Genomic DNA, 24,546 nt, shown 5'->3' with positions numbered 1-24,546 from the left:
GGTGGTCCAGTCCGACTCGGCGTCGGGACTGCGGGCCGGGTTCCGCGGCCTCACCACCCGGGGCCGCTCCTTCCTCGCCGCCGGGGTCACCGCGGTGGTCTGCTCCTACCTGCTCGACCAGGACGCCCTGCTGCGCGTCGGCGTCCTGCTCGCCGCGCTGCCGCTGGTCGCCGTGGTGGTGGTCGCCAACACCCGCTACCGGGTGGCCAGCGGACGCCGGCTCAGCCCGCGCCGGGCGGCCGCCGGCCAGGAGGCCAGGGTGCACCTGCGGGTCGACAACGTCTCCCGGGTGCCCACCGGGGTGCTGCTGCTGGAGGACAAGGTCCCGTACGTGCTCGGGCCGCGCCCGCGCTTCGTGCTGGACCGGGTCGAGCCGCGCGGCCACCGCGAGGTCTCCTACCGGGTCCGCTCCGACCTGCGCGGCCGCTACCCGCTCGGGCCGCTCCAGCTGCGGCTGTCCGACCCGTTCGGGATGTGCGAGGTGACCCGCGCCTTCACCGCCTCCGACGTCCTCACCGTCGTCCCCCAGGTCCAGGCGCTGCCGAACGCCCGGCTCAGCGGCGAGTGGGCCGGCCAGGGCGAGAGCCGCAGCCGCACCCTGGCGATGGCCGGCGACGACGACCTGATCCTGCGCGAGTACCGGCCCGGCGACGACCTGCGCCGGGTGCACTGGCGCTCCACCGCCCGGTACGGCGAGCTGATGGTGCGCCGCGAGGAGCAGCCGCAGCAGGCCAGGGCCACCGTCCTGCTGGACACCCGGGAGATCGCCCACCGCGGCAGCGGCCCCGCCTCCTCCTTCGAGTGGGCGGTCGGCTGCGCCGCCTCGGTCTCCGTGCACCTGCTGGAGCGCGGCTACCAGACCCGGCTGCTCACCGACACCGGCCAGTCGGTGCCGGGGCCCGGTGGCGGCCGCAGCCACAGCACCGCCGAGACCTCCGGGCTGGTCCTGGACGCCCTCGCGGTCGCCGACCTGTCCGACGGCGGCACCCTCTCCCGCGCCGAGGACCCGCTGCGCACCGGCGGCGAGGGCCTGCTGGTCGCCGTCCTCGGCGACCTGGACGACACCCAGGCCGCCCGGCTGGGCCGGCTGCGCAGCCGCACCGGCGGGGCGGTCGCCTTCCTGCTGGACACCGGCACCTGGGCCGGCCTGCGGATGCTCGCCCCGGACACCGGCGGCGACGAGTTCCGGGACCGCGCCCGGCAGCTGCGCGAGGCCGGCTGGACGGTGATCCCGGTGCGCGCCGGGGACTCCGTACCGGACCTCTGGCGGGCCGCCGACGGCAGCAGGACGACCGCCCCCTACCGAGAAGAGGCCGGCGCGTGACCACCCGGGCCAAACTGACCGTGTACTCGGCGCTGGCCACCGCCCTCGCCTCGCTGTGCATGATGCCGCTGCTCACCACCCGCAGCTGGCTCTCCCACGCCTTCCTGGTGATCGCCGTGATCGGGGCCGTCGGCGCGGGCCTGCGCCGCTCCCCGCTGTACCGCTGGACGGTGCCGGTCGGGCAGCTGCTGGCGCTGCTGATGCTGATGCTGCTCGGCTTCGCCGGCGCCGGCGGGGTGCTGCCGGGGCCGGCCACGATGCGGGTCCTGGACCAGGTCTTCGCCTCCGGCGTGGACGACATACAGCAGTACGCCATCCCGGCTCCGCCCTCCGCGGGGCTGCGGCTGATCCTGGTCTCGGCGGTCGGCCTGATCGCCGTCGCGGTGGACACCGTCGCGGTGACCTACCGGCGCTCGGCGCTGGCCGGGCTGCCGCTGCTGGCGCTGTACTCGATCGGCAACGGCCTGGCCGGGGCGCACGGCAGCTGGGTCTGGTTCGGCGCCGCCGCGGCCGGCTACCTGCTGCTGCTGTTCGCCGAGGGCCAGGACCGGGTCTCCCGCTGGGGCCGCGTCTTCTACGGCGGCTCGCGCGGCTCCGTGGAGTCGGGCCGGGTCAGCCCCGGCGGCCGTCAGGTCGGCGTGCTGGCCCTGGCGGTGGCCCTGCTGCTGCCGGTGGTGCTGCCGCACTGGAGCTTCGGGCTGCTGCGCTCCGGCTCCGGCGGATCGAGCGGCAAGGGCGTCGGCGGGAGCCTGTCGACCAGCCTGGACCCGCTGGTCAGCCTGGAGGCCGCGATCACCAAGCCCACCGACGCGGAGCTGCTCAGCTACACCCTGGACAGCCCGCTGGCCGACCAGACCTACCTGCGGACCGGCTCGCTCGACCAGTTCGACGGCACCAACTGGAAGCTCGGCAGCACCACGGTCGGCGACCTCCCGGTGACGCTGCCCACCCCCGAGGGCCTGCGCAACGCCCAGGTCCCCCGGATCGAGGGCGACTTCCAGGTCAGCGACCGGCTGGAGGCCAGCTGGCTGCCGATGCCCTACCCGGCCGCCTCCGTCCAGGTCCCCAACCGCGGCGACTGGAAGCTCGACCCGCTGACCGGCACCGTCCTGCCGGCCGGCGACAAGGCGATCCGCGGCCTGCGCTACCACGTCAGCGCCCTGGACCTGCGGCCCACCGCCGACGAGCTGCGCCTCGCGGCCACCGCGCCCCAGGACGTCAGGGAGCACTACACCGCCCTCCCGTCCGACCTGCCGGCGGTGGTCGCCGAGCAGGCCAGGGCCGTCACCTCGGGCGCGCAGAACGACTACGACCGGGCGACGGCGCTGGTGAACTGGTTCACCGGGCCGACCTTCAAGTACGACACCACGGTCAACGGCGGCACCGGCAGCAACGCCATCGCCGTTTTCCTGCGCGACCGCAGGGGATTCTGCGTGCACTACGCCTCCACCATGGCGGCGATGGCCAGGGTGCTGAAGATCCCGGCCCGGGTGGCCGTCGGCTTCACCCCGGGCGACAACAAGGGCGGCGACGTCTACTCGGTGAACGGCCGGATGTACCACGCCTGGCCCGAGCTGTACTTCGCGGGCTACGGCTGGCTGCGCTTCGAGCCGACCCCGAGCCGCGGCGTCCCGGCCCGCTACACCGAGAAGTCCAGCACCCCGACCACCGCGCCGAGCCAGCAGGCGACCGCGGCCCCGCAGTCCGCCTCGGCCGCCCCGGTGCCGACCGCCGGTTCGGACTGCACCGCCAAGCAGCGCCAGCTGGGCGAGTGCGGCACCAAGGGCAGGACCGCCGCCACGGCCGGCGAGGAGTCCTGGCTGCTCTCCGCCCAGGTGCTCGGCACCCTGGCCGCGGTGGCCGTGCTGATCGCGCTGCTGCTCGCCCCGATGCTCTGGCGCGCCGCCGTACGCCGGCGCCGGCTGGGCGGCGGCGGACGGCGCGGGCCCGGCGGGAGCGGTCCCGCGGAGCTGACCGACGCCCAGGTGCTGGCCGCCTGGGACGAGCTGGTCGACTCCGCCTGGGACCTCGGAATTCCCCCGGACGAGTCACGCACACCGCGTTCCGCCGCGCGCCGGATCGCCGAGACGGCACAGCTGGACGCGGACTCCGCGGCGGCCACCGGCCGGCTCGCGCTGGCCACCGAGCGGGTGCTCTACGCCCCGCCCGGGCCGCTCACCGCGGAGCCGCTGGCCGCCGACGTCCGCGCCGTACGGCGCGGGCTGCGGGCGGCGGCCGGGCGGCGCGGACGGACCAGGGCGCTGCTGCTGCCGCCGTCCTCGGCGCAGCTGTGGTGGCGGATCTCCGACGCGGTGCGGGCCGCCAGGGCGGCCGTCGCCACCGGGGCGGGCCGGGCGGTCGAGCGGGTCTGCGTGCCGGTGCGGCGGGTACTCACCCGGCGCAAGCGCTCCACGCCGGAGTCCTGAGCCGGGGTTCCGCGCCAGGGTTCCGCGCCGGACACGAAGCCGAGACGTACGAAGCCGGGGCGGGCAGTCGATCGACTGCCCGCCCCGGCTTCGTAGGTCTCGGCCGAGCGGCTCAGAAGCCGCCGGTCTGCTCGTCCCTGCGGCGCTGCCAGCGCTGCTCCACCCGGTCCATCATCCCGGCCTTGGGGCGCGGGGCCGCGGCCGGGCCGGCACCCCCGGTGCCCTGGCCCGCGGGCCCGCGCCGCCAGCCGGTCACGGCGAACACCGCACATCCGAGCATCACCAGGAACCCCACGACGCTGACCCAGATCTGGTCCGGCACGACCATGCCGCCCATCAGCAGGCCGATCCCCACCACGAAGCCGGCCACGGCCAGGTAGACCCGCCGACGGGTGTAGGTGCGCAGCCCGGTTCCCTCGAGCGCCGACGCGAATTTGGGATCTTCGGCATACAGCGCTCGCTCCATCTGGTCGAGCAGTCGCTGCTCGTGCTCCGAGAGCGGCACGGAGTCCTCCTACTCGTCGGTCGCGGGTGCGACCGGTCCGCCCACCCCGGTCGGGGAGGCAAGTCCAATCAGCCTTGGGGCACACGGTCGGACGCCTGTGCGGGGGCCCGGCCCGTGTCGTCCATATGCCCCACGCATCCGGCTGTCATGCTTTCCGGCTTTACCCAGATCATACGGTCCGTGAGCCCGTTACGGGGTGGTCTGCGCCGCGTGGGACGGGCCACTTCGAGCGCGGACGACCGCATCGGAGTCAACGCGCCACGCCCCGGACAAGTGCCCGATCGGATGGAATCGTCCCGGACCTGGGGAGGTATGCCGCCGGGCGGCCCGGCGCGAACGGGGAGCGGGCGGGAAACCGGCGGGCGTACGGGGCGCGAACCACCGCCGTACGGTGTGCGAAACCGTGCGGCGGTGTGAAGGCGCTGCGAAAGGGGCGCGCGGGTCCGGAGGGACGCCTCAGGCCAGGGTGGCCAGCAGGTGCAGCTGGGTCGCCACGGCGTGGAAGGCGGGCTGCGCGGCGGCGGCCTCCTCCAGCTTCAGCAGCGCCTCCAGGGCGCCGGGCTCGGTGTCCACCAGCACACCGGGGACGAGGTCGGCGAAGACGCGTACACCGTGCACCGACTCCACCCGCAGGCCCGCGGCCTCGGCCAGCCGGCCCAGCTCGTCGCCGGTGAAGCGGCGCGGCATCGGGTCCTGCTCGCCCCAGCGGCCGTCGGAGGCGGAGAGCACGGTGCGGGCCTCGGTGAAGTGGCCGGCCAGCGCGCGGGCCAGCACGGCGCCGTTGCGGTTGGCCGCCAGCAGGCTGACCAGGCCGCCCTTGCGCAGGGTGCCGGCCAGGCTGCCGAGCGCCTCGGCCGGGTCGTCCACGACCTCCAGCACGCCGTGGCAGAGCACCGCGTCCACACTGCCGGCGGCGACCACCTCGGGCAGCGTCTGGGTGTCGCCCTGGACGGCCCGCACCAGGTCCGTCACACCGGCCTCGGCGGCCCGGCGCTCCAGGGCGAAGAGGGCGTCCGGGCTCGGGTCGACCACGGTGACGCGATGACCGAGCTTGGCGACCGGCACGGCGAAGTTGCCGGTGCCGCCGCCGGTGTCGACCACGTCGAGCACCGGCTGGTCCAGCTCGGCCGCCCGCTTCTCCAGGGCCGTCCGGACCACCTCCCACACCACGGCGGTACGCAGGGCACTGCGGGGACGCGTCGGGTACAAGGTGGAACTCCTCGGCACGTGCGGTTCGATCAGGTTGCCTCCACCTTAGACCGGCCCGGCGGGCTGCCCGCCCGCGCCCGGCGGCTCGTCGGCGTCCGGCGGCGGTCCTGCCGCGGGCGGGGCTGCGTGCAGGCCCAGCAGCCGCTCGACCAGGCGCAGGAAGAGGGCGGAGTTGCGGATCAGGTCGTCGGCGTCGCGGGCCGAGGCGGCGCCCCGGATCCCGGCCTCGGCGGCGGCCCGGCGCCGGGCCCCCGCGCCGTAGTAGAGCGCCCACTCGGCGAGCTCGGGGGCCACCTCGGGCAGCACCTCCCAGGCGCTGCGGATGGCCTTGCGCCGGCGCGGGCTCTTCTCCGGGCGGCCGCGCACCGCCAGGACGGCCGCCACCGTGCGCAGCGCGGCCAGGTGGGCGGTGGCGTAGCGCTCCAGCGGATCGTCCAGGGCGCGGGCCCCGGCGAGGGTGCGGTGGGCGTCGGCGAGCAGGTCGAGGGCGGCCGGCGGAGCGGCGATCCGGCGCAGCACGGGGTGGACGTCCCCTCCGGCGGGGCGTGCACCGGACGGACCCGGCAGGTACGGCAGGGCGGCGGAGCGGAGGCGGGCGGTGACGGGCTCAGGGTGACTGATGGTCATGGTCTCCCCCTTCCGAGGCAGCGCGCGGACCGGGTGGCCCGTGCCCCTCCATCGTGAACGGCACCACTGACAATCCGGCCCCGTCCGCCGTCATTCCCCGGGAACGGGCCGGAAACGGGCGTAGCGGCGGCGGGCGCGGTCCTCCCCCGGTCCGCGCCGCCGCCGTGCCGTCGCTCCGCCGCTCCCCCCGGGGCGGCGGTGGCGAACTCCCCCCGCGGCCGGTCTCCCCCCGGCCCGCTCCGCCGCCCCGTGTCGGCGGTGCGGGGACCGTGACCAGCCCCGTGGCGGACCGTCCACCCGACTCCCCCGGCGTTCGCTGCCGGGAGACGGACGGATCCGCCGCCCGGGCGGGCCCGGCGCCCGACGCGCCGCCCTCCCGGGTGCCACCACTCTCCCGTCTCCGCAGGTCGGGGGCCATCCGTTGACGTACTCAACCGGGGATCTGAGTATCCGTACTCAGTCCGCCGCACGCCGGCCGCCGGAACCGCGACCCGCGCCCACGGCGTCCCGGCTGCCGGTACGGTACGGCGGGGCCGGCGGAACCGGCCCGGGTTCCGAGGAGGGGGACGCGATGACCACGAGGAGGGGGACGCGATGACGGTCCTGCCGCTGATCTTCACCAGCGGACTGGCCAGCGGCATCAACGCCTACGCGGTGGTGCTGCTGCTCGGCCTGCTGGGCAGGTTCGCCGACGCGGACTCGGTGCCGCAGGCGCTGGAGCGCACGGACGTGCTGCTCGTGGCCGCCGTGCTGTTCACGCTGGAGGCGGTGGCCGACAAGATCCCGTACGTGGACAGCGTCTGGGACGCCGTGCACACGGTGATCCGGCCGATCGCCGGTGCCACCGTCGGCGTGCTGATCGCGAGCAACGACCCCGGCTCGCTCAGCGAGGTCGCGGCCGGCGCGATGGGCGGCACCTCGGCGCTGGTCAGCCACCTGGTGAAGGCCTCGCTGCGGATGGCCGTCAACACCTCCCCCGAGCCGCTCAGCAACATCGTGGTCAGCATGGCGGAGGACCTCTCGGTGGCCGGCCTGGTCACCCTGGCGATCTTCCACCCCTGGCTGGCCGCCACGGTCGCCGGCGTGGTGCTGGCCGTCGGCCTGCTGCTGGTCTGGCTCGCGGTCAGCAGGATCCGGGCCTTCCGGGCCCGCCGCCGCGAACGCAGGGCCGCCCGGGCGGCCGCGGACGGATCGCCCGCCCGGCCGACCTAGGATCAGGTGCCATGGCACAGATCGTCATCATCGGCGCAGGAATGAGCGGGCTCGCGGCGGCCTCCCGGCTGGCGACCCTCGGCCACCGGGTGACGGTCTGCGAGGCCGGCGGCACGTACGGGGGCATGGTCGGGCGGTACGAGCGCGAGGGCTTCGCCTTCGACACCGGGCCCGGCCTGCTCACCCTCCCCGCGGTCTACCGCGACCTCGCGCTGAAGACCGGCAGGGAGCCGCTGGAGCAGCTGGTCGGGCTGGCCCCGGTCGACCCGGAGAGCCGGCACCTGTTCCCCGACGGCACCGCCGTCACCCTGCCCAACGCCTCCAGGGGCGGCGTCGGCCAGGCCCTGGACGCCGCCTTCGGCGCGGGCTCGGGCGCCCGCTGGAGCGAGGTGATGAACCACGGCCGGACGGTCTGGGAGGCCACCCGCCGCCCGCTGCTGGAGGAGCCGCTCCCGGCCGAGCGCGGCGTCCTGTCCCCGGCCGACCGGGCCGTCCTGGAGGCCGACCCGTACCCCGTCCCGCCGCGCACCGGCCTGGCCCGGCTGCGCAAGCCGGTCCGGTGGACCCTCGACACCGTCGCCCGGCGGCAGCTCGACGGCCACCCCGGCCTGACCGCCCTGCTGGGTGAGGCCGCGCTGCGGTACGGCCTGCCGCCCGGCCAGGCCCCGGCCGGGGCCACCGTGCTGCCGTACATGGAGCAGTCCTTCGGGGTCTGGTACGTCCGGGGCGGCCTGCGCGCCCTCGCGGACGCGGTGTACCGGCGCTGCGAACTGCGCGGGGTCGGGTTCCGCTTCGACACCCCGGTCACCCGGGTGGTCGTCGAGGGCGGCCGGGCCCGCGGGGTCGAGACGGCGGACGGCCGGATCGACGCCGACCTGGTGGTCTCCGCGATGGACACCGCCGCGCTGTTCCGCCACGGCCTCGCCGAGTGGCCGGGGACGGAGCCCGACGGGTGGGAACCGTTCGAGGTGCCCGGCCGGTTCAGCGTGCTGCTGGCCCTGCGCGGGCCCCGGCCCGAGGGCACCGTGCACCGGACGGTGGTGCACGCGGCCGACCCGGCCGCCGAGGAGAACGCCCTCACCCTCTCGGAGCCGCCCTGCGAACGCCCCACCGTCCAGGTGCTCCGCCCGGACGACCCGTCGCTGCGGCCCGACGACGCCCACGAGAGCGTGGTGCTGACGGCGACCGTCCCGGCCCAGGGCGACGTCGACTGGACGGCCCCCGGCGTCGCCGACCGCTACGCCGACCGGCTGCTCGCCCACGTGGACGCGGCCGGCCTGGGGCTGCGCGAGCGGGTGCTGTGGCGGGTCGTGCGCACCCCGGAGGACACCCGCAGGGAGACCGGCGCCCTCGGCGGCTCGGTCGCCCGCCCGGTGCTCGCCTGTTCGTTTCCGGGGCTGCACGCCGCCAACGAGTCCCCCGTCCCCGGCCTCTACCTGGTCGGCGGCAACGCCCACCCCGGCGGCGGGCTGGCCCGCGTCGGCATGTCGGCCTGCATCGCCGCGGGCCTGATCGGCCCGGCCTGACGGCCTGCGGCTCAGCCCTGGTGCCAGGTGTTGTCCTGCTGCTGGTAGCCGTAGTTCTGGTCGTACACCGGCTGCTGCGGGATGCCCTGGGTGTGCTGCTCGGGCTGGGGCTGCCACTGCTCGTGCTGCTGGGGCTGGGGCTGGGCGTTCGGGTCCCAGGGCTGCTGGTGCTGCGGCTGGTAGCCGGCGTACTGGTCCTGCTGCTGGCCCTGCTGCTGCGGGTAGCCGCCGTACGGGTCCTGCTGGTACTGGGGGTAGCCGCCGTAGGGCTGCTGCTGGTCGTAGGCGAAGGCGGGCTGCTGCTGGGTCTGCCACTGCTGCTGGTCGTAGCCGCCCTGGTAGGTGGCGGCGTACGGGTCCTGGGGCTGCTGCGGGATCTGCGGCTGCTGCTCGTAGTACGAGGTGGCGTAGACGCCGTCCTGGGCGATTTCCTGCATCTCGAAGGCGGCGGTCTGCTCGACCTCGGGCACCTCCGCCGGGAGCTCGTCCGGTACCGGAACCTGCACCGGCACCGCGGCCGGGGTCTCCTCGACCGCGCTGACCTCGCCGATCCGCTTCCGGGCGACCGCGGCCGCCGCCACCGCGGCGGCGCCGCCGGTGAGGGCGCCGAGCAGCGGCACCTTGGCGAGCGGGCCCGGCAGGCTGCCGTCGGACTTCCGCAGCGACCAGCCGGCCTGGTGGCCGCGCTTGACCGAAAGGGTGACGAAGGTCTGGCCGACCGCGAACAGCGCGGCGCCGGCCCCGATCACCACGACCGACCCGAGGCTCATCCCGGCGGCCACGCCCAGGAAGCCGGTCAGGGCCAGGGCCCGCCAGTGCAGCGGCGCCCGGTTCTGCAGCAGCACCTCCGCGACCAGCCAGAGCGCCACCACCGCCAACGCGACGTACAGCAGCAGGTATCCGATGCCCATCCGCCCGCTACCTCCAGCTCGCGTGCCCACGCGTGTGCGCCGCGCGTGTGCGGCGACTGTACCGGTTCAACGGCCGGGGTACCGCATCGCGTTCCCACCCCCCGGACACCGGCCGCACACGTCCGGGCCCGCCACCGTCGGTACGGTGACGGGCCCGTGAACACCCGGCGCCGGCGCCGCGGAGACACCCGCCCGGCCCGGTCTCCCGGCGCCGGGCCGGGCCCGCCGCTCAGCGCTGGTGCAGCCCCAGGTTCTGGTAGATCTCCAGCGTCGCCGTCGAGTGGTTCAGCGTGATGAAGTGCAGACCGGGCGCGCCCTCGGCGAGGAGGCGCTCGGCCATCGCCGTGGCGTGCTCCATGCCGATGGCCCGCAGCGCCGCCGGGTCGTCGATGGCCGCCCGCAGGCGGGCCTCCAGGTCGGCGGGGAAGGCCGAACCGCTGAGCTGCGGGAAGCGCTCCAGCTGCTTGGCGTTGGTGACCGGCATGATCTCCGGGATGATCGGCGTCTCGCAGCCGGCGGCCGTCACCCGGTCGCGCAGCCGCAGGTAGTCGTCCACCTCGAAGAACATCTGGGTGATCGCGTAGTCGGCCCCGGAGCGGACCTTCGCCACGAAGTGCCGGATGTCGTCGTCCCAGTCGGTCGAACGCGGGTGCATGTTCGGCGAGGCGGCGACGCCCACGCAGAAGTCGCCGATGCCCTTGATCAGCTCCACCAACTCGTAGGCGTACGTGACGCCCTCGGGGTGGCTGACCCACTCGCCCATCGGGTCGCCGGGCGGGTCGCCCCGGACCGCGAGGACGTTCCGGACGCCCTGGTCGGCGTACTGGCCGATGATGTTGCGCAGCTCCGCGATCGAGTGGTCGACCGCGGTGAGGTGGGCGACCGGGGTCAGCGTGGTCTCGGTGGCGATCCGGCCCACCATGTTGACCGTGCGTTCGCGTGAGGAGCCGCCCGCGCCGTACGTCATGCAGACGAAGTTGGGGTCGAGTGGTTCGAGTCGCCGGATGGCGTCCCAGAGTTTCTGCTCGCCGACCTCGGTGCGCGGCGGCATGAACTCGAAGGAGAAGGAGCGCTTGCCGGCCGTCAGGAGTTCGCGGACCGTCAGTGCGCGATCCGTCCTCGTGGAAGCGATGCCGAGTGCCATGCTGGCAGGCTATCCGGCGTTCGAAGGGGCCGGACAACCCAGGTCCATTTATTGAGACAACAAGTGGACGGCGTTCCGGTTCGCCCGGCGCCTCTCCGCGGCACCTCCGGGAGCGCCCCCGGCGCCGCCGCTCGCACATCCGTTCCCAGTCGCCCCGCTACGCTTGCTGCACCCCAGCGAACCAGCGGAGCCCCATCGTGACCTCGTCCAGCACCCGGCCGGCCAACCCCAGCGCGGCCAATCCCATTGACGCGGAGGACGTCCGCACCCGCGTCAACACCGCGCTCGCCGCCTTCATCGACGGCCAGTCCGTGCTGCTCGGCAAGATCTCGCCCCAGCTGGTCCCCGCCGCCGACGCGCTGCGCGACTTCCTGCTGGACGGCGGCAAGCGGCTGCGCCCGGCCTTCTGCTACTGGGGCTGGCGCGGCGCCGGCGGCCCGGCCGGGGGCGCCACCGGCGAGGGCATCGCCAACGCGGCCGCCGCCCTGGAGCTGCTCCAGGCGAGCGCCCTGGTGCACGACGACCTGATGGACCGCAGCGACACCCGCCGCGGCCTGCCCTCGATCCACCGCCGCTTCGAGGCGCTGCACCGCGACAGCGGCTGGCGCGGCGACCGCGAGCAGTACGGCACCTCCGCCGCGGTGCTGCTCGGCGACCTGCTGCTGATCTGGTCCGACGAGCTGTTCCTGCGCTCGGGCCTGGACCCGGCCGCGGCGCTGGCCGCGAAGCCGGTGTTCGACCTGATGCGCACCGAGGTCATGCTCGGCCAGTACCTGGACGTGCTGGAGCCGGTGGCCGGCGACTCGACGGACGAGGGCGCGCTGGAGCGGGCGCAGACCGTGCTGCACTACAAGTCCGCGAAGTACACCATCGAGCGGCCGCTCCAGGTGGGCGCGCTGCTGGCCGGCGCCGGTCCCGGGCTGGTCGAGGCGTACGGGGCGTTCGGGCTGCCGCTGGGCGAGGCCTTCCAGCTGCGCGACGACCTGCTCGGCGTCTTCGGGGATCCGGCCGTCACCGGCAAGCCGGCCGGTGACGACCTGCGCGAGGGCAAGCGCACCCTGCTGGTCGCGCACGCGATGCGGGGCCTGTCGGCCGCGGACGCCCGGCACCTGGACGGGCGGCTCGGCGCGCCGGACCTCGCGGCCGAGGAGGTCACCGGGCTGCGCGGGCTGATCGCCCGCAGCGGCGCCCCCGAGCTGGTGGAACGCCGGATCGAGGAGCTGATGCGGCAGTCGCTGGCCGCGCTGGAGGCGGCGCCGCTCGCCGACGAGCGGGCCCGCACGGTGCTGCTGGCACTGGCCGAGGCCGCCACCGTCCGCAAGTACTGACGGACGGCGGCGGCCTCCGGGCCCGCCGTACGGCCCGGGTGGGTCAGAACCCGGGTGGTCAGAGCGCGGCGCGCACCCGGCCGGACAGTTCGGCGGCGGCCGCCCGCGGGTCCGCCGCGGCCGTGATGGCCCGGACCACGACGATCCGGCGGGCCCCGGCGGCCAGCACCTCGTCCAGGTTGCCGAGGTCGATCCCGCCGATCGCGAACCACGGCCGGTCGGTGGTCCGCTTCGCCGCGTACGAGACCAGGCCGAGGCCCGGCGCCGGGCGGCCCGGCTTGGTCGGGGTCGGCCAGACCGGACCGGTGCAGAAGTAGTCCACCCCGGGCTCGTCGATCGCCGCGTCCACCTCGGACTCGGCGTGGCAGGAACGCCCGATCAGCACGTCCTCGCCGAGGATCGCCCGGGCGGCCGGCACCGGCAGGTCGTCCTGCCCGAGGTGCAGCACGTCCGGCCGGGCCGCGTGGGCGACATCGGCGCGGTCGTTGACGGCCAGCAGCCTGCCGTGCCGGCGGCAGGCGTCGGCCAGGACCTCCAGGACCTCCAGCTCCTGCCTGGCCTCCAGGCCCTTGTCGCGCAGCTGGACGATGTCCACCCCGCCGGCCAGCGCCTCGTCCAGGAAGTCGGCGAGGTCGCCCTGCTCCCGACGGGCGTCGGTGCACAGGTAGAGCCGGGCGTCGGCCAGCCGGGTGCGCGGCGTGTCCGCCGCCATCAGATCAGCATCGCCTGGGCGCGGCGCTTCACCTCGGTGCCACGGTTCTCCCGCAGCGCCTGGATCGGGCTGCCGGGCAGCGACGGGTCCTCGGTGAAGAGCCACTCCAGGATCTCCACGTCGTCGTACCCGCAGTCCCGCAGGACGGTCAGGGTGCCGGACAGGTGCTTGACCAGGCCCGGGCCGTCGATGAACGCCGCCGGGACCTGCAGCGACTTGTTCGGCCCGCGCCGTACGGCGATCAGGCCGCCGTTCTTGACCAGGTCACGTACCTCGGTGACCCGGACCCCCCACTGCTCCGAGATGTCGGGCAGGTACATCCAGTCGGTGACCAGGGCTTCAATCTTGCTTTCGATCTCACTCACGCCACCAGACTGCCACCTCCACGGCCCACCGCGCACCAGGCGCTACCCCGCGACGGCCGCCTTCAGCGGCACCGCCGGGTCGGCCGCGCGGGCCGGGTCCAGCGCGGTGCCGCGCTCGATCAGCTTCCGCCCCTGGGTGAGGTCGCGCGGCCGGTCCACGGTCAGCAGCGCGCTCGGCACCCCGTCGCGCAGCCAGAGCACCGACCAGCCGACGTCCTGCGGACTGCCGCGCCGGAGCGGCTCGTCGCCCTCGGCGTGCCGGCCGGCGTACTGGACCATCCGCCCGAACTGCTCGGACCAGAAGTACGGCACCGGGTCGTAGGCCGGCGCGTCCGCGCCCAGGACGGCGGCGGCCACCGCCTCGCCGGACTGCAGGGCGTGGTCCCAGTGCTGGACGGCCAGCCGGGCGCCGGCCCGGGCCGAGGGGTAGCTGACGCAGTCGCCGGCCGCGAAGACCCCGGGCAGCGAGGTGCGCAGCCGCCCGTCCACCACGACGGCGCCGGCCGCGTCCAGCTCGACCCCCGTGCCGGCCAGCCAGCCGGTCGCGGGCCGGGCGCCGATGCCGACCACCACCTCGTCGGCGGGCAGGTGCGAGCCGTCCGCCAGCAGCACCGCGCCGGGCTCGACGGCGGCCACGCCCACCCCGCAGCGCAGGTCCACGCCCGCCTCGGCGTACCAGGCGGCCATCGCCGAGCCGATCTCCGCCGGCAGCGCGCCGGGCAGCGGCGCCGGACCGGCCTCGGCCACGGTCACCTCGCAGCCCGCCGCCCGGGCCGCGGTGGACACCTCGGCGCCGATCCAGCCCGCGCCGACCAGCACCAGCCGCAGCCCGGGGCGCAGCAGCGCGCGCAGCGCCAGGGCGTCGTCCAGGGTGTGCAGCAGGTGCGCCCGCTCGGCTCCGGGCAGGGCGCGCGGGACGGCGCCGGTGGCGATCACCAGCGAGCCGTACGGGAGGTCGCCGGCGTCGGTGTGCAGCACGCCGGGGGTGAGGCCGGTGGCGCGGCGGCCGGTGAGCAGCTCGATGCCGAGCCCGTCGTAGTCGATGTCCAGGGCGGTGGAGTCGGTCTTGCCGAGCAGCACGTCCTTGGAGAGCGGCGGCCGGTCGTACGGCGCGTGCGGCTCCTCGCCGACCAGCGCGATCCGTCCCCGCCACCCGCCCTGCCGCAGCTTGAGGGCGCACTGCGCCCCGGCCAGCCCGGCTCCGACGACGACCACCTGATCCGTTGCGCTCAGCTCTGCCACGCCCGTCACTGTACCCAGCGGCCGGACGGCGGCCGCGGGCCGTCCCGTCCCCCGTACGGGCCCGCGGCCCCTCCCCCGTCCGCCCTGCGTACGGGCCTTCGGCCGGGCCGACCCCCGGCGTTATGGTGGGAGCACCACACGGGAGCCCGGCGCACCGGGCTGAGAGGCGGGCTGACACGGCCTGCGACCGTCCGAACCTGATCCGGGTCATACCGGCGAAGGGAGAAGAGCAGCCTTGTCACGCTTGCTACCGGGCGCCCGCACGGACGTCCTGGTGATCGGCGGGGGCATCATCGGCCTCGCCGTCGCCTGGCGGGCCGCGCAGCGCGGCGTGCGGAACGTGGTCGTGGTCGACCCCGATCCCGGCCACGGCGCCGCCGGGGTCGCGGCCGGGATGCTCGCCCCGGTCACCGAGCTCCAGTACGGCGAGGAGCCGCTGCTGCGCCTCGGGATGGCCTCGAACGAGCGGTACGCGGCGTTCGCCGCCGAACTGACGGAGGCGAGCGGCGGCCTGGACACCGGCTACCGCCGCTGCGGCACGATCGCCGTCGCCCAGGACTCCGACGACCGCGCGGAGCTGCGCGAACTGCACGCCTTCCACCAGCGGCTCGGCCTGGACTCGACCTGGCTGACCGGCCGGGAGGCCCGCAGGCTCGAACCGATGCTCGCCCCCGGCGTGCGCGGCGGCCTGCACGTCGCCGACGACCACCAGGTCGACCCCCGCCGGCTGCTCACCGCCCTGTCCGCCGCCTGCGAGCGCGCGGGCGTCCTGCTCCACCGGGCCGAGGCGGTCGAGCTGCTGGTCGGGGGCGGCCGCGCGGTGGGCGCCCGGCTGAGCACCGGCGGGACGGTGACCGCCGGGCAGGTCGTCCTCGCCGCCGGCCCGCACAGCCACCGGCTGCCCGGCCTGCCGCAGGACGTGCTGCCCGCGATCCGTCCGGTGAAGGGCCAGATCCTCCGGCTGCGCGTTCCCGAGTCCTACCGGCCGTTCCTCTCCCGCAACGTCCGCGCGGTCGTCCGCGGGCAGCACCTGTACGTCGTCCCGCGCGAGAACGGCGAGCTGGTGGTCGGCGCGACCACCGAGGAGCAGGGCTACGACACCACGGTCACCGCCGGCGGGGTGTACGAACTCCTGCGGGATGCCCACGAGTTGATCCCCGGGATCACCGAACTCCCGCTCGTGGAGACCTCCGCGGGCCTGCGCCCCGGCTCGCCGGACAACGCCCCGCTACTGGGCCCGACCGCCCTGCCCGGCCTGGTCGCCGCCACCGGCCACTACCGCAACGGCGTGCTGCTCACCCCGGTGACCGCGGACCTGGTCTCCGAGCACCTGGCCACCGGTGAAGTCCCCGATCTGGCCCGGCCGTTCACGCCGCTGCGCTTCTCCCCCGACCGCTCCACGACGAAGGCCTCCGCATGACCGAGACCGCACCCCCCGAGACCGCCTCGCACGGCACCGCACCGCACGGGACCGCACCGCACGAGATCGCCCTGACCGTCAACGGCGAGCCCCGCAGGACACCCGCCACGACCACCCTCGCCGAGCTGGTGGCCACCGTCAGCGCCGCCAACACCGGCGTCGCCGCCGCACTCAACGAGGCCGTGGTGCCGCGCAGTTCGTGGTCCGCGACGGCACTGAGCCCCGGCGACCGGATCGAGATCCTCACCGCCGTACAGGGAGGCTGAACCAATGGCCGACGACCTTCTGACCATCGCCGGGACGTCCTTCTCCTCCCGGCTGATCATGGGCACCGGCGGCGCGCCCAGCCTGGAGGTCATGGAGCGCGCGCTGCTCGCCTCCGGCACCGAGCTGACCACCGTCGCGATGCGCCGGGTCGACGCCACCACCCAGGGCTCCGTCCTGGACGTGCTGACCCGCAACGGCATCCGGGTGCTGCCCAACACGGCCGGCTGCTTCACCGCCGGCGAGGCCGTGCTGACCGCCCGGCTGGCCCGCGAGGCGCTCGGCACCGACTGGGTGAAGCTGGAGGTGATCGCCGACGAGCGCACCCTGCTGCCCGACCCGATCGAGCTGCTGGACGCCGCCGAGACTCTGGTCGACGACGGTTTCACCGTCCTGCCGTACACCAACGACGACCCGGTGCTGGCCCGCAAGCTGGAGGACGTCGGCTGCGCGGCCATCATGCCGCTGGGCTCGCCGATCGGTTCGGGCCTGGGCATCCGCAACCCGCACAACTTCCAGCTGATCGTGGAGGGCGCCGGCGTCCCGGTGATCCTGGACGCCGGCGCCGGCACCGCCTCCGACGTGGCGCTGGCGATGGAACTGGGCTGCTCCGCGGTGATGCTGGCCTCCGCGGTGACCAGGGCTCAGGACCCGGTGCTGATGGCCGAGGCGATGCGGCACGCCGCCGAGGCGGGCCGGCTCGCCCGCCGGGCCGGCCGCATCCCGCGCCGCTTCCACGCCGAGGCCTCCTCCGCGATGGCCGGCCGGGCCGATCTGGACACCCGGGAGCACCCGGCGTTCTGAACGCGCCGGTGGGACCGTGTCACAAGCCGGGCACAGCCGGGCCGGCGGGCGGTGTCCTCCGGGCCCGGCCGGGCGCGGCGGCACTAGACTCACCGGGTGGACATGGCACTGCACGACCCCCTGATCGGTAGCCTGCTCGACAACCGGTACCGGGTCGAGCAGCGCATCGCGACCGGCGGGATGTCCACCGTCTACCGGGGCACCGACACCCGGCTGGACCGGGTGGTCGCGCTCAAGGTGATGCACCCCTCGCTGGCCGGGGACGAGGGCTTCACCGCCCGCTTCATCCGCGAGGCCAAGGCGGTCGCCAAGCTCACCCACCCCAACGTGGTCAACGTCTTCGACCAGGGCGCGGACGGCGGCCACGTCTTCCTCGCCATGGAGTACGTGCCCGGCCGCACCCTGCGCGACCTGCTGCGCGACCGCGGCGCGCTGTCCGTCCGGGCCGCGCTGGACGTGCTGGAGCCGGTGCTCGCCGCCCTCGGCTCCGCCCACCGGGCCGGGCTGGTCCACCGCGACGTCAAGCCGGAGAACGTGCTGATCACCGAGGGCGGCCTGGTCAAGGTCGCCGACTTCGGCCTGGTCCGGGTGCTCGGCACCGCCGACGGCGCGCCCACCTCGACCAGCACAGCCACCGGCGGCACGGTCCTGGGCACGGTCTCCTACCTGGCCCCCGAGCAGATCCTCCCGGACGCCCCCACCGACCAGCGGGTGGACGTCTACGCGGCCGGCATCCTGCTGTACGAGATGCTCACCGGCCGCCGCCCGCACACCGGCGACAACCCCGTCCAGGTCATGTACAAGCACCTGCACGAGAACGTCCCCGCCCCCTCGCTGGTCGCCCCCGCCGTCGGCCCCGGGCTGGACGCGATCGTGGCCGGCGCCTGCGCCCGGTCCGCCGACGCCCGCCCGTACGACGCGGTCGAGCTGCTCGCCGCCCTCCAGCGGGTCCGCCGCACCCTCACCCCGGCCGAGCTGGACGCCGAGCCGCCGGCCTCCACCCGGCCCAGCCCGCGCTACCCGACCAGCGAGCCGACCTCGGTGATCGAGCCGCTGCCGTGGCCCGCCGACGCCCCGCCGCAGGAACGCACCAGCGTGCTGGACATGCCGCCGGAGCTGATGGACGAGCTGCTCGCCGAGCCGCGCCCGTACGACGAGCCCGCCCCGGTGCGCCGGCGCCGGCCCGGCCTGCTGCGCCGGCTCCCCCGCAAGCCGCTGATCTGGACGGCCGCGCTGACCGCCCTGGTGCTGGCGATCGGCGGCGCCACCTACGGGATCTCCGAGGGGCTGTACGGCTCGGTGCCCGGCGTGCTCGGCAGGGACCGGGCCGAGGCCCAGCGGGTCCTGGACGGGCAGGGCCTGCACGGGAAGTTCGTCGAGGTGTTCAGCGAGTCCGTCCCGTCCGGGCAGGTGATCTCCACCGACCCCGGGGTGGGCGCGCGCACCCGCAAGAGCGACAGCGTCACCGTCACTGTCTCCAAGGGCCCCAAGCGGATCGCGGTGCCCGACCTCACCGGCAGGAGCGCCGCCGACGCCGCCACGGCGCTGACCGGCGCCCAGCTGGCCAGGGGCAACGTGACGGAGGCCTACGACGACACCGTGCCCGAGGGCTCGGTGATCAGCAGTTCACCCGCGGCCGGGCAGCTGCTACAGGAGAACACCGCGGTCTCGCTGGTGGTCAGCAAGGGCATGGTGGCGGTCCCGAACGTCACCGGGATGACCAAGGACGAGGCGCAGAAGGCGCTCCAGGCGGCCGGCTTCACCATGCAGACCAGCGGCTGGGACGTGTTCGGCGCGGTCACCGCGTCCGGCCAGAGCCCGGCGGCGGGCGAGCGGCGGCCGCAGCGCAGCCCGGTGACGGTCAAGTTCTCGCTCTTCTAGCCGCCGGTCCAGCACCGCCGGCCCCCGGTCGGGGTCAGCGCAGCGGCCCGTCGCCCGGCTCCTCCTGGTAGGAGTAGCGCTGCTCCCGCCAGGGGTCGGCGAGGTTGTGGTAGCCGCGTTCCTCCCAGAAGCCGCGCCGGTCGGCCCGCATGTACTCCACCGCGCGCACCCACTTGGGGCCCTTCCAGGCGTACAGCCGCGGCACCACCAGCCGGACCGGGAAGCCGTGTTCGGCGGTGAGCGCCTCGCCGTCGCGGTGGGTGGCGAGCAGGGTGTGGGGGTCCGCGAAGTCGGCCAGCCGGAGGTTGGCGCTGTAGCCGTACTCGGCCCAGACCATGACGTGGGTGACGCCCGGCGCCGGGGGCACCAGGTCGAGCACGGCGGCGGCCGACACGCCCGTCCAGGTGTTGCCGAGCACGGAGAACTTGGTCACGCAGTGCAGGTCGGCGACGACCGTGGTGCGCGGGAGGGCGCTGAAGGCCTCGAAGTCCCAGCTGTGCTTCTCCGCCGAGGCGGTCGCGCCGAACACCTGGAGGTCCCAGGTCAGCGGCTTGAAGCGGGGCACCGGGCCGTAGTGCAGAGCGGGCCAGCCGCGCTGTGCGCGCTGCCCCGGGGGGAGCCTCGGGTCAGACGGCGGAGGCGGTTCGTGTTTCGGCTGACCCATGGATCCATGGTGACAGACGGCGGACTCGCCCCGGTGCGCGCCCCTTTGCGAGGGTTCGCGCCCCCGCCCGTACGGACCAGCAGTCGACGGCCCACCAGCACGTTTCATCATGAATCGGATATTCCGACACATGTCCTAGTGAGTGTGAACTTACTGGAATTTCCACCCGAAGCGATGCCAGGATGCGCAGCGCAGGACGAAGCAGCAGGACCGAGACGGGAACCGACGCAGGACCCGACGCAGGAACCAGAGCAGGACCCACGGCAGGACGAGTGCAGGAGGCACCACCATGCAGGGCGATCCCGAGGTCATCGAATTCCTCAACGAGCAGCTCACCGCCGAGCTGACCGCGATCAACCAGTACTTCCTGCACGCCAAGATGCAGGAGAACTTCGGCTGGACGAAGCTCGCCAAGTACACCCGGCACGAGTCCTTCGACGAGATGAAGCACGCCGAGACGCTCACCGACCGGATCCTGTTCCTGGACGGGCTACCCAACTACCAGCGGCTGTTCCACGTCCGGATCGGCCAGACCGTCAAGGAGATGTTCGAGGCGGACCGCCAGGTCGAGGTCGAGGCGATCGACCGGCTCAAGCGCGGGATCGTGGTGATGCGGGCCAAGAACGACGTCACCTCGGCGAACATCTTCGAGGACATCCTGGCCGACGAGGAGCACCACATCGACTACCTCGACACCCAGCTGGAGCTACTGGAGAAGCTCGGCGAGGCGCTCTACCTCGCCCAGCTCATCGAGCAGCCGGAGTCCTGAGGCCGGAGCCCCGAGGCCCCGGAAACCCTGAGGCCGGGGACCGGTCAGGCCGCCCGGGCCGCCCGCAGCGGGACCACCGGGGCGGCCGCCGGGGCCGGTGCCGCCGGGGCCTGCGGGTCGGCGAGGCCGAGCTTCGCGGCCAGCCGGGCGGTCGGGCAGGGCCGGGCGCCGTGCTCGCCGAGCAGCGCCTGGATCCGGCGCACGCAGGACCCGCAGTCGGTGCCGGCCTTGCAGCCCTTCGCTATCCGGCGCGGGGAGTCGGCACCGGCGTCGATCGCCTTCTTCACCTGGTCCTCGGTGACCGCATGGCACATGCACACGTACATCGCGGTCTCTCCCGGTGGGTGAAGCGGAGTGGATCTTGACTAAGGCTTGCCTTAGTTCACTGAGGCTTACCTTACCTGGCGAAACGGGTACGAAAAAGCCCCTCCGGGCTCGGGGACACCGAATCCGGAGGGGCCTTCGTCACATCCGACGGGCACCGGGCCTACTGGCCGCGGTACATCTCCGCCACCAGGAACGCCAGGTCCAGCGACTGGCTGCGGTTGAGGCGCGGGTCGCAGGCCGTCTCGTAGCGCTGGTGCAGGTCGTCCACCAGGACCTCGTCGCCGCCGCCGACGCACTCGGTGACGTCGTCGCCGGTCAGCTCCACGTGGATGCCGCCCGGGTGGGTGCCGAGCGCGCGGTGCACCTCGAAGAAGCCCTTGACCTCGTCCAGGACGTCGTCGAAGCGGCGGGTCTTGTGCCCGCTGGACGCCTCGAAGGTGTTGCCGTGCATCGGGTCGCAGATCCACACCGGCTTGGCGCCGGAGGCGGTGACCTTCTCCACCAGGGCGGGCAGGTGCTCGCGGACCTTGCCCGCGCCCATCCGGGTGATGAAGGTCAGGCGGCCGGGCTCGCGCTCCGGGTCCAGCTTCTCGATCAGGGCGAGCGCGTCGTCCACCGAGGTGGTCGGGCCGAGCTTGACGCCGATCGGGTTGCGGATCTTCGAGGCGAACTCGATGTGCGCGTGGTCCAGCTGCCGGGTGCGCTCACCGATCCACACCATGTGGCCGGAGACGTCGTACAGCTCGCCGGTGCGCGAGTCCACGCGGGTCAGCGCGGTCTCGTAGTCGAGGACCAGCGCCTCGTGCGAGGAGAAGAACTCGACCGCCTTGAACTCCTCCGGCTCCACGCCGCAGGCGCTCATGAACGCCAGGGCGTTGTCGATCTCCCGGGCGAGCTGCTCGTAGCGCTGGCCGGCCGGCGAGTTGCGGACGAAGTCCTGGTTCCAGGCGTGCACCTGGCGCAGGTCCGCGTACCCACCGGTGGTGAAGGCGCGCACCAGGTTGAGCGTCGCGGCGGACGCGTTGTACATCCGCTTCAGGCGCTCCGGGTCCGGGATGCGGGACTCGGGGGTGAACTCGAAGCCGTTCACCGAGTCGCCGCGGTAGACCGGCAGGGTCACGCCGTCGCGGGTCTCGGTCGACTTGGAGCGCGGCTTGGAGTACTGCCCGGCGATGCGGCCGACCTTCACCACCGGCACCGAGGCCGCGTACGTCAGCACGGCGGCCATCTGGAGCAGCGTCTTCAGCTTGTTGCGAATGTGCTCCGCCGAGACACCGTCGAAGGCCTCGGCACAGTCACCGCCCTGGAGGAGGAAGGCCTCCCCGCGCGCCACGGCTCCGAGCCGGGCGCGCAGCTGGTCGCACTCGCCGGCGAAGACGAGCGGCGGATACGAGGCGAGCTCGGCAAGGGTCTTGCGCAGAGCCTCTTGGTCCGGCCATTCAGGCTGCTGCGCCGCGGGCAGGGACTGCCAGGAGTGGGCAGTCCTCGATGTCTCAGTCGTAGCGGTCACGCTGCCAAGGCTACGGGGTGACTGGAGTGACGCGTGACCATTGCCCGAGGGATGAGACACATCTCGGACAAAGACGTGACCGCCCTCACCCGTCCTGCCGCATCCGCTACGCTCGCACCATGCACGCGCCCCACAACCTCTCCTGGTGGTGGGCCTCCCCCAAGGGTGGCCCACCGATCGCGCGTTCCTAGACGAACCACGACGGCCGCCCCTCGGGGCGGCCGTCGGCGTCTGAGCAGACGGCCCCTCCGGGAGCGGACCCCGCACCGCCCCTCGCCTCCCCGCCCGGAAGGAAGCCGTAACCGTGACCACCGCCGTCGACCTGCTCACCCGCCTCACCGGCCCCGACGCCCCCGCCTTCGCGCTGCTGCACCGCCGCACCCCCCGGCTCGCCCCGGACACCGTCGAGGTGCTGCTGGGCACCGTCGACAGCTACGAACACCTCGCCGACCTGCCCGTCCGCGGCGACGCGCCGGCCCACGGCGGCCCGGTGCACGACCTGCTCGCGCTCGTCCCGTACCGCCAGATCCGCGAGCGCGGCTTCGAGGCGCACGACGACGGCACCCCCCTCCAGGCCCTCTCGGTGACCGAACAGCACACCCTGCCACTGGCCGAACTCACCGCGGCCCTACCAGAGTTGCCGGTCTCCCTCGCCGACGGCGGGTTCGACGTGGACGACGACGCGTACGCGGCGATCGTCCGCCGGGTGATCCGGGACGAGATCGGCAACGGCGAGGGCGCCAACTTCGTGATCCGGCGCGACTTCCACGCGACGCTGGAGGACTTCTCCCCCGCACTCGCGCTGACGCTGTTCCGGCGCCTGCTGGAGCAGGAACGCGGCGCGTACTGGACCTTCCTGGTGCACACCGGGGAGCGGGTGTTGGTCGGCGCCTCCCCCGAGGTGCACGTCCGGCAGAGCGGCGGCACCGTCGTGATGAACCCGATCTCCGGCACCTACCGCTATCCGGCCGGCGGCTCCGACCTCGACTCGCTGCTCCGATTCCTGCACGACCCCAAGGAGTTGGAGGAGCTCACCATGGTCGTGGACGAGGAGCTCAAGATGATGTGCACGGTCGGCGACCTCGGCGGCCAGGTGCTCGGGCCCCGCCTCAAGGAGATGGCCCACCTCGCCCACACCGAGTACGAGCTGCGCGGGCGCACCTCGCTGGACGTCCGCGAGGTGCTCCGCGAGACGATGTTCGCCGCGACCGTCACCGGCAGCCCGGTCGAGAACGCCACCCGGGTGATCAAGCGCTACGAGCCGACCGGGCGCGGCTACTACTCCGGCGCGCTCGCCCTGATCGGCCGCTCCGCCAGCGGCGGGCAGCTGCTGGACTCGCCGATCTGCATCCGCACCGCCGACATCGACCCGGCCACCGGCCGGCTGGTCGTCCGGGTCGGCGCCACCCTGGTGCGCCACTCCGTCCCCGAGTCCGAGGTCGCCGAGACCCACGCCAAGGCCGCCGGGGTGCTCACCGCGATCGGTGCCAGGCCCGCCCCCGCCCGGCCGCTCCACCCGGTCGGCCCCAGGCTCGCCGACGACCACCGGGTGCAGGCCGCCCTGGACGCCCGCCGGGCCGACCTCGCGCCGTTCTGGCTGCGGATGCAGGAAGCGGCCGGGATCACCGAGACCGAGCCGACCCTGGTGGTGGACGGCGAGGACACCTTCACCTCGATGCTCTCCCACCTGCTCGGCTCGCTCGGCCACCGGGTGACGGTGGCCCGCTACGACGAGCCGGGGCTGCGCGAGCGGGTCGCGGCCCACCGGGGCCCGCTGGTGCTCGGCCCCGGCCCGGGCGACCCGGCGCTCCTGGACGACCCCAAGATGGCGCTGCTGCGGCCGATCGTCGCGGACGCCCTGGCCGCCGTCCGCTCCGGCGACCGCACCTCGCCGCTGCTCGCGGTCTGCCTGAGCCACCAGCTGCTGGCCGCCGAACTCGGCCTCGCCCTGGGCCGCAAGGCCGTCCCGTACCAGGGGGCGCAGGAGCGCATCGACCTGTTCGGAGACAAGCGGACGGTCGGCTTCTACAACACCTTCACCGCGCGCTGCCCGGAGGCCGACGCGGTGCGGCTCGCCGCCGAGGGCGTCGAGGTCTCCCGGGACGCCGTCACCGGCGACGTGCACGCGCTGCGCGGGCACGGCTTCGCGGGGCTCCAGTTCCACCCCGAGTCGGTGCTCACCCGCGACGGCGTGGACATCGTGGCCGGCCTGCTGCGCGAGGCGACGGCCGCCCTGCGCTGAACCGGCGGCGGGGGGCCCCGGGGGGGGGGCCCCCCCCCGGGCGCCCCCCCCGGGGGGCCGCCGGCGCGGGGCCAAAAGGCACGGGCCGCCCCGGGGAGACGCGGGACCAGACACAGACCACCCCGCGGGGGAAA

Annotated in this window: 22 protein-coding genes and 1 riboswitch; of the genes, 11 read left to right on the top strand and 11 right to left on the bottom strand. The window is 74.5% G+C overall.

The annotated features are described in order from the left end of the window. Position 1 precedes the first annotated feature (1 nt). Both ACIQOW_RS02615 and ACIQOW_RS02610 read left to right on the top strand, forming a co-directional pair. Positions 2-1,324 carry a DUF58 domain-containing protein gene (locus ACIQOW_RS02615; protein ID WP_401078962.1) on the top strand — a complete coding sequence of 441 codons (1,323 nt, stop codon included), beginning with the start codon at positions 2-4 and terminating at the stop codon, positions 1,322-1,324. After that, positions 1,321-3,750: a DUF3488 and DUF4129 domain-containing transglutaminase family protein gene (locus tag ACIQOW_RS02610; protein WP_401078960.1), complete on the top strand. Its 2,430-nt coding sequence runs from the start codon at positions 1,321-1,323 to the stop codon at positions 3,748-3,750. Before ACIQOW_RS02615 ends, ACIQOW_RS02610 begins: the two co-directional genes overlap by 4 nt. 112 nt (positions 3,751-3,862) lie before the next feature. On the opposite strand, the gene ACIQOW_RS02605 is transcribed toward ACIQOW_RS02610, so the two are convergent. The 3 genes from ACIQOW_RS02605 to ACIQOW_RS02595 all read right to left on the bottom strand — a co-directional run bounded on the left by ACIQOW_RS02605 (position 3,863) and on the right by ACIQOW_RS02595 (position 6,085). Further along, entirely contained in the window at positions 3,863-4,255 is a 393-nt protein-coding gene (locus tag ACIQOW_RS02605) for a DUF3040 domain-containing protein (RefSeq protein WP_401078957.1), read from the bottom strand. A 456-nt stretch (positions 4,256-4,711) separates the two neighbouring features. Next, positions 4,712-5,464 (bottom strand): methyltransferase domain-containing protein, encoded by a 753-nt coding sequence (locus ACIQOW_RS02600; protein ID WP_401078954.1) that lies wholly within the window; start codon positions 5,462-5,464, stop codon positions 4,712-4,714. Positions 5,465-5,509: 45 nt separating this feature from the next. Beyond that, positions 5,510-6,085, bottom strand: a complete 576-nt coding sequence (locus tag ACIQOW_RS02595; RefSeq protein WP_401079781.1) for an SAV_6107 family HEPN domain-containing protein — start codon at positions 6,083-6,085, stop codon at positions 5,510-5,512. 600 nt (positions 6,086-6,685) lie between these two features. On the opposite strand from ACIQOW_RS02595, the gene ACIQOW_RS02590 reads away from it, so the two are divergent. Together ACIQOW_RS02590 and ACIQOW_RS02585 are read left to right on the top strand one after the other, a co-directional pair. Continuing rightward, positions 6,686-7,303, top strand: a complete 618-nt coding sequence (locus ACIQOW_RS02590) for a DUF4126 domain-containing protein (protein WP_401078951.1) — start codon at positions 6,686-6,688, stop codon at positions 7,301-7,303. Between the two features lie 11 nt (positions 7,304-7,314). After that, complete coding sequence (locus ACIQOW_RS02585) at positions 7,315-8,829, top strand: phytoene desaturase family protein (protein ID WP_401078948.1); 1,515 nt, start codon at positions 7,315-7,317, stop codon at positions 8,827-8,829. 11 nt (positions 8,830-8,840) lie between these two features. Here ACIQOW_RS02585 and ACIQOW_RS02580 read toward each other — a convergent pair whose 3' ends face one another. Continuing rightward, positions 8,841-9,740, bottom strand: a complete 900-nt coding sequence (locus tag ACIQOW_RS02580) for a hypothetical protein (protein WP_401078945.1) — start codon at positions 9,738-9,740, stop codon at positions 8,841-8,843. A gap of 229 nt (positions 9,741-9,969) precedes the next feature. Further along, on the bottom strand, positions 9,970-10,884 hold the full coding sequence (gene metF / locus ACIQOW_RS02575) for a methylenetetrahydrofolate reductase [NAD(P)H] (protein WP_188295427.1): 915 nt from the start codon (positions 10,882-10,884) through the stop codon (positions 9,970-9,972). 197 nt (positions 10,885-11,081) lie between these two features. Here metF and ACIQOW_RS02570 point away from each other — a divergent pair, with 197 nt between their 5' ends. Further along, complete coding sequence (locus ACIQOW_RS02570) at positions 11,082-12,212, top strand: polyprenyl synthetase family protein (RefSeq protein ID WP_401078941.1); 1,131 nt, start codon at positions 11,082-11,084, stop codon at positions 12,210-12,212. Positions 12,213-12,270: 58 nt separating this feature from the next. Here the strand turns inward: ACIQOW_RS02570 and thiE are convergent, their stop codons facing one another. The 3 genes from thiE to ACIQOW_RS02555 are packed head-to-tail and all read right to left on the bottom strand — an operon-like array spanning position 12,271 to position 14,540. Next, positions 12,271-12,924, bottom strand: a complete 654-nt coding sequence (gene thiE / locus ACIQOW_RS02565) for a thiamine phosphate synthase (protein ID WP_401078938.1) — start codon at positions 12,922-12,924, stop codon at positions 12,271-12,273. Further along, entirely contained in the window at positions 12,924-13,289 is a 366-nt protein-coding gene (locus ACIQOW_RS02560) for an Rv2175c family DNA-binding protein (protein WP_188295425.1), read from the bottom strand. The genes thiE and ACIQOW_RS02560 overlap by 1 nt, the downstream gene beginning before the upstream one ends. Positions 13,290-13,331: 42 nt before the next feature. Continuing rightward, complete coding sequence (locus tag ACIQOW_RS02555; RefSeq protein ID WP_401078934.1) at positions 13,332-14,540, bottom strand: NAD(P)/FAD-dependent oxidoreductase; 1,209 nt, start codon at positions 14,538-14,540, stop codon at positions 13,332-13,334. A gap of 119 nt (positions 14,541-14,659) precedes the next feature. Further along, positions 14,660-14,772, top strand: a riboswitch (TPP riboswitch). On the opposite strand from ACIQOW_RS02555, the gene thiO reads away from it, so the two are divergent. The 4 genes from thiO (at position 14,767) to pknB (ending at position 18,900) form a co-directional block, all read left to right on the top strand. Then, positions 14,767-15,951, top strand: a complete 1,185-nt coding sequence (gene thiO, locus ACIQOW_RS02550; RefSeq protein ID WP_401078931.1) for a glycine oxidase ThiO — start codon at positions 14,767-14,769, stop codon at positions 15,949-15,951. Its footprint overlaps the riboswitch before it by 6 nt. Next, positions 15,948-16,217 (top strand): sulfur carrier protein ThiS, encoded by a 270-nt coding sequence (thiS, locus tag ACIQOW_RS02545; protein ID WP_401078928.1) that lies wholly within the window; start codon positions 15,948-15,950, stop codon positions 16,215-16,217. The genes thiO and thiS overlap by 4 nt, the downstream gene beginning before the upstream one ends. Positions 16,218-16,221: 4 nt before the next feature. Then, positions 16,222-17,019: a thiazole synthase gene (locus ACIQOW_RS02540; protein WP_188300922.1), complete on the top strand. Its 798-nt coding sequence runs from the start codon at positions 16,222-16,224 to the stop codon at positions 17,017-17,019. Between the two features lie 102 nt (positions 17,020-17,121). Continuing rightward, positions 17,122-18,900 (top strand): Stk1 family PASTA domain-containing Ser/Thr kinase, encoded by a 1,779-nt coding sequence (gene pknB / locus ACIQOW_RS02535; RefSeq protein WP_401079779.1) that lies wholly within the window; start codon positions 17,122-17,124, stop codon positions 18,898-18,900. 34 nt (positions 18,901-18,934) lie between these two features. Here pknB and ACIQOW_RS02530 read toward each other — a convergent pair whose 3' ends face one another. Then, positions 18,935-19,564 (bottom strand): molybdopterin-dependent oxidoreductase, encoded by a 630-nt coding sequence (locus ACIQOW_RS02530; protein WP_401078924.1) that lies wholly within the window; start codon positions 19,562-19,564, stop codon positions 18,935-18,937. Between the two features lie 289 nt (positions 19,565-19,853). On the opposite strand from ACIQOW_RS02530, the gene bfr reads away from it, so the two are divergent. Continuing rightward, complete coding sequence (bfr, locus tag ACIQOW_RS02525; protein ID WP_030239990.1) at positions 19,854-20,333, top strand: bacterioferritin; 480 nt, start codon at positions 19,854-19,856, stop codon at positions 20,331-20,333. 44 nt (positions 20,334-20,377) lie between these two features. On the opposite strand, the gene ACIQOW_RS02520 is transcribed toward bfr, so the two are convergent. Continuing rightward, positions 20,378-20,659, bottom strand: a complete 282-nt coding sequence (locus ACIQOW_RS02520; RefSeq protein WP_401078920.1) for a bacterioferritin-associated ferredoxin — start codon at positions 20,657-20,659, stop codon at positions 20,378-20,380. 161 nt (positions 20,660-20,820) lie between these two features. Next, positions 20,821-22,170: a class II 3-deoxy-7-phosphoheptulonate synthase gene (locus ACIQOW_RS02515; RefSeq protein ID WP_401078918.1), complete on the bottom strand. Its 1,350-nt coding sequence runs from the start codon at positions 22,168-22,170 to the stop codon at positions 20,821-20,823. A gap of 304 nt (positions 22,171-22,474) precedes the next feature. Here ACIQOW_RS02515 and ACIQOW_RS02510 point away from each other — a divergent pair, with 304 nt between their 5' ends. Beyond that, a complete protein-coding gene (locus ACIQOW_RS02510) occupies positions 22,475-24,412 on the top strand; it encodes an anthranilate synthase family protein (protein WP_401078915.1) in 1,938 nt (645 codons plus the stop codon). Positions 24,413-24,546 lie beyond the last annotated feature (134 nt).

The organism is Kitasatospora sp. NPDC091335 (genome assembly GCF_044757205.1).
Taxonomy (GTDB): domain Bacteria; phylum Actinomycetota; class Actinomycetes; order Streptomycetales; family Streptomycetaceae; genus Kitasatospora.
This window is presented reverse-complemented; position numbering and strand designations above follow the sequence as displayed.

What these genes read in the sequence shown, in the direction of transcription:
- bfr (WP_030239990.1), top strand. Translation starts at nt 19,854, where the DNA reads ATGCAGGGCGATCCCGAGGTCATCGAATTCCTCAACGAGCAGCTCACC.
- pknB (WP_401079779.1), top strand. Translation starts at nt 17,122, where the DNA reads ATGGCACTGCACGACCCCCTGATCGGTAGCCTGCTCGACAACCGGTAC.
- ACIQOW_RS02580 (WP_401078945.1), bottom strand. Translation starts at nt 9,740, where the DNA reads ATGGGCATCGGATACCTGCTGCTGTACGTCGCGTTGGCGGTGGTGGCG.
- thiE (WP_401078938.1), bottom strand. Translation starts at nt 12,924, where the DNA reads ATGGCGGCGGACACGCCGCGCACCCGGCTGGCCGACGCCCGGCTCTAC.
- ACIQOW_RS02520 (WP_401078920.1), bottom strand. Translation starts at nt 20,659, where the DNA reads ATGTACGTGTGCATGTGCCATGCGGTCACCGAGGACCAGGTGAAGAAG.
- ACIQOW_RS02585 (WP_401078948.1), top strand. Translation starts at nt 7,315, where the DNA reads ATGGCACAGATCGTCATCATCGGCGCAGGAATGAGCGGGCTCGCGGCG.
- metF (WP_188295427.1), bottom strand. Translation starts at nt 10,884, where the DNA reads ATGGCACTCGGCATCGCTTCCACGAGGACGGATCGCGCACTGACGGTC.
- ACIQOW_RS02590 (WP_401078951.1), top strand. Translation starts at nt 6,686, where the DNA reads ATGACGGTCCTGCCGCTGATCTTCACCAGCGGACTGGCCAGCGGCATC.
- ACIQOW_RS02530 (WP_401078924.1), bottom strand. Translation starts at nt 19,564, where the DNA reads ATGGGTCAGCCGAAACACGAACCGCCTCCGCCGTCTGACCCGAGGCTC.
- ACIQOW_RS02540 (WP_188300922.1), top strand. Translation starts at nt 16,222, where the DNA reads ATGGCCGACGACCTTCTGACCATCGCCGGGACGTCCTTCTCCTCCCGG.
- thiS (WP_401078928.1), top strand. Translation starts at nt 15,948, where the DNA reads ATGACCGAGACCGCACCCCCCGAGACCGCCTCGCACGGCACCGCACCG.